We start from the raw sequence: 3,238 nt of genomic DNA on the forward strand, positions 1-3,238 counted from the left end.
CACCGAGTATGTCGAACAAGCCTGTTATCGTCTGACCGCACCGGGAATTGGGCGTGAGGGGGGGTCTTCGCTGGACCTCAATCGGTTATTATTCCAGGGTCTCTTCATGGCACCGGGGGTGGTCGGGGAGGCGGTCAAGGGAGCACATTTGGCGAGTTGGACCTTCAAGGAATTGGGCTACCCGGTCAATCCCAGTCCTTTCCAGGTCCGCACTGATGTGATCCAGGCGATTCGACTCGGAGACCCGCTGAAACTACAAAAGTTCTGCCGCGCCATCCAACAAGCCTCTCCGATTGGTTCCTATCTGGAACCCGTCCCCGACTTAGTTCCGGGTTATGCGGACCCAGTGATAATGGCGGGTGGGACCTTTATTGAGGGCAGCACCTTGGAACTGTCGGCGGATGGCCCGCTCCGGGAACCCTATATCGTCTATTTGCAGGGCGGGGTCCATCTCGCCCACATGGAACTGGCCCTCGCGCAAGTCCTGGCCGTCCTATGATCCCCCACCGTTGGATCGTAGTGGGGCTGATTGTCCGGGCGGGAGAGGTCTTGATTGACCGCCGCCTCGACGAAGGGACCATGGCGGGTTTATGGGAACTGCCCGGTGGCAAAGTGGAAGCGGATGAATCCCCAGAGCAGGCCCTCCAGCGGGAAGTAACCGAGGAGCTAGGAATTACAGTCGAGGTCCGAGAATTACTGGTCACCCTGGACCACCGTTACCCGACCTTTGACCTGACCATCAGCGCGTACCACTGCCGTTACCAGACGGGCACGCCCCGACCCTTAGCCAGCCAGGAGTTACGCTGGGTCAAACCCGAGGACTTGATAAACTACCCATTCCCGCCGGCGAACTATGGACTTTTTGACCAAATCCGTCCCTTTTTAACCCAAATCGCCCAAGAAAGTTAATCCAGATCTAGCGGTAGACCGGGCCGAGCTTGGGCAGGGAAGGTGCCAAACTGCTGGTCATAGACTTCATCCTCGGTTTGCAATTCGACCTGTAGATCGGAGCGGGCATAGCCGACACACAGGAGCGCGTAACCTTGTTGTTTGAGTTCACTAGAGATACCGAAGGCTTCAGGTTGGTGGACCCGGCCCACTTGGACGCGGACGGCACAGGTTGTACAGACGCCCTGGGCACAGAGAAACGGTAACGGTACGCCCTGCTCCTGGGCTTGGGCCAGCAAGTAGCGGTCACTGCGGACGTTGAGGGTCCAGTGATCACCAGTGGCTGGGTTATGGATGTTAAATTGATGGATTGCCATAGTTCTATCTTCCTAGACCGCCTGACTAGTGAGCAACTTACTATAGAAAGGGTAGCAGTAAGGCGCGATGAAAATCCTGGTGGGTTCTGACTATCACGGTGATGCCCAGTTGCAAGCCGAGGCCCTCCGCCAAATCCCTGGCGTGGATGTCTACATCAACTGTGGGGATTTCTGTACTTGGGCCGGGGCCAAACCTGATGCCCAAACTAGCGGCTATCACCCCCGGGGTGCGGAGGAAGTCCAACAGTTACAACAATTTTTTACCGCCGTAGACCAGTTGGCGAAACCCTGGCTATTCGTACCAGGGAACCATGACCCTTCCGCCTCCGTGTTGGCGGAGATGGCCCGACCTTGGCAGCATGGTCGTTTCGTCACCCAATCGGAACTGGTTTGGCTCTGGGGGTTGCGGGTCCTCGCTGTACCCTATACTCCGCCCTGTGGCTGGAATTGGACCTTGACCAAACCCCATCTGGATGAATTGGTCGCGCAATATCAAAACTCGACGGTGGACCTCCTCATCACCCACGCGCCGCCCAAGGGGGTCCTCGATGAGGAGAGCCGCTGGTACCACCGCAAAACCCCGACCCTCCGGCCCCTCGTAGACCTCCTCAATCCCCGCTATTACCTGTGTGGACATATGCATCTCGACGGCGGCAAGACCGAGACCCAGGGCCAGACGACTTTTATCAACGCCGCTTTGCATAACTTACTGCTAGAGATTTAATACTGTGAAGGTGGACCCGCTGACCTTTCAACTAACCCAAAATATAGGGACGGTTTTGGGTTATGACCACACTCTTTGGACACAGGGCCGTTTCTCAGAGGATATTCGTCGGGTCATGTACACGACCAACGCCATTGAGTCGGTAAACATGACCTTACGCAAAGTGACCCGCAATCATCGGATTTTCCCGACCAATCAGTCTGTTTTTAAGGTAGTGTATTTGGCCCTCCAGAACATATCAAAAAAGTGGACGATGCCCATGCACAATTGGAGCTATGTCTTAAACCGCCTGATGGTGGAATTCGATGACAGGATTCAGTTATGAATTTCACTTACACAAAATGCTTGACAGACCCTGGTTGCCCGTCACCTGTATCGTCTCTACCGCGTGGACTCCCTCAGTATTCAGTAACGGCAGGTCGTACAGGACATCATTCCACTGCGTGCCCCTAGCTCAACGACGAATTCCATCCGTCTCGTACACGCCTAAGCAAATGGCCTCCCAATTCATTTAGTTATTGTTCCGCGACAACGCTACAGTGGGGATCATCCGCGATCACCTCCAGCGTGCCAGTTACGAGTAGATCTAATACCTCGGCATCGCTTAAAAACTACCCGTATTGAGGTGATGACGACAGTGTGCCAGACCGTCTGTCCTAGTCCCTAGGGTTGGACGGACTGGACCTGCTCTAGGGTAAGCCCGAGGATCTGGGCAATCTCCCCCGCCGAGAACCCCCGTTCCACTAAGGCGGGCACAGCCTCCAGTTTGCCGCGCACGGCCCCAATCTGTTCCCCTTCAATGCGGCCTGCCAATTTGCCCTGCTCTAGAGTCGCTTGTTCCCAGGCTAGATACGCTTGGCTCAATTGCACCGCCATCTCTGCTTCCTCCGCCTCTTGATTCTGTTGTACCCGAATTTGCCAGTTCTTGATGAGCCGCAACACCTGCGCTCGCTCCGGTAGTGTTTGGGGCAACGCCAATACTTCCTGCACCGCCTTTGCCCAACACCCGTAACCACAGGCATCAAACAAATGCGGATATCCTCATCGGTGGGAGCATTACGGTAGGGTTCAATGATGCAAGGAGTTTGGGCGAGATCCGCCCCAATAACCCCAAGCCCGAGGGGTCAGCTCCCATCAGGGGAGTAAACAGTAAATCAATCTCCCTAACTTCGCTATTGATGGCAACATCAATAGCTGTAGTGCCAAAAGGGTCTAGGAGTCCGGCGAGGAATTCTTTAGAGAACTGGTC

Annotated in this window: 6 protein-coding genes and 1 pseudogene; 4 read left to right on the forward strand and 3 right to left on the reverse strand. The window is 55.3% G+C overall.

Annotated elements, in window-relative coordinates:
* On the forward strand, positions 1 to 499 hold a 499-nt coding region (locus tag HFM78_RS04390), incomplete at its 5' end, for a methionine gamma-lyase family protein (protein WP_287128208.1).
* Positions 496 to 909: an 8-oxo-dGTP diphosphatase MutT gene (gene mutT / locus HFM78_RS04395; protein WP_287128209.1), complete on the forward strand. Its 414-nt coding sequence runs from the start codon at positions 496 to 498 to the stop codon at positions 907 to 909. The genes HFM78_RS04390 and mutT, both read left to right, overlap by 4 nt.
* Here mutT and HFM78_RS04400 read toward each other — a convergent pair.
* Positions 906 to 1,265 carry a 2Fe-2S iron-sulfur cluster binding domain-containing protein gene (locus tag HFM78_RS04400; RefSeq protein ID WP_287128210.1) on the reverse strand — a complete coding sequence of 120 codons (360 nt, stop codon included), beginning with the start codon at positions 1,263 to 1,265 and terminating at the stop codon, positions 906 to 908. The two genes, mutT and HFM78_RS04400, sit on opposite strands and share 4 nt — an antisense overlap.
* A gap of 67 nt (positions 1,266 to 1,332) precedes the next feature.
* On the opposite strand from HFM78_RS04400, the gene HFM78_RS04405 reads away from it, so the two are divergent.
* Entirely contained in the window at positions 1,333 to 1,989 is a 657-nt protein-coding gene (locus HFM78_RS04405; protein WP_287128211.1) for a metallophosphoesterase, read from the forward strand.
* A gap of 10 nt (positions 1,990 to 1,999) precedes the next feature.
* Positions 2,000 to 2,314, forward strand: coding sequence for a transposase (locus tag HFM78_RS04410; protein WP_287128212.1), 315 nt, complete (start codon positions 2,000 to 2,002; stop codon positions 2,312 to 2,314).
* Positions 2,315 to 2,652: 338 nt separating this feature from the next.
* Here the strand turns inward: HFM78_RS04410 and HFM78_RS04415 are convergent, their stop codons facing one another.
* Entirely contained in the window at positions 2,653 to 2,961 is a 309-nt protein-coding gene (locus HFM78_RS04415) for a hypothetical protein (protein WP_287128213.1), read from the reverse strand.
* A 49-nt stretch (positions 2,962 to 3,010) separates the two neighbouring features.
* A pseudogene (locus HFM78_RS04420) lies at positions 3,011 to 3,238 on the reverse strand (hypothetical protein); the annotation flags it as partial.

Source organism: Candidatus Cyanaurora vandensis, assembly GCF_013285555.1.
Classification (GTDB): domain Bacteria; phylum Cyanobacteriota; class Cyanobacteriia; order Gloeobacterales; family Anthocerotibacteraceae; genus Cyanaurora; species Cyanaurora vandensis.

What these genes read in the sequence shown, in the direction of transcription:
- HFM78_RS04400 (WP_287128210.1), bottom strand. Translation starts at nt 1,265, where the DNA reads ATGGCAATCCATCAATTTAACATCCATAACCCAGCCACTGGTGATCAC.
- mutT (WP_287128209.1), top strand. Translation starts at nt 496, where the DNA reads ATGATCCCCCACCGTTGGATCGTAGTGGGGCTGATTGTCCGGGCGGGA.
- HFM78_RS04405 (WP_287128211.1), top strand. Translation starts at nt 1,333, where the DNA reads ATGAAAATCCTGGTGGGTTCTGACTATCACGGTGATGCCCAGTTGCAA.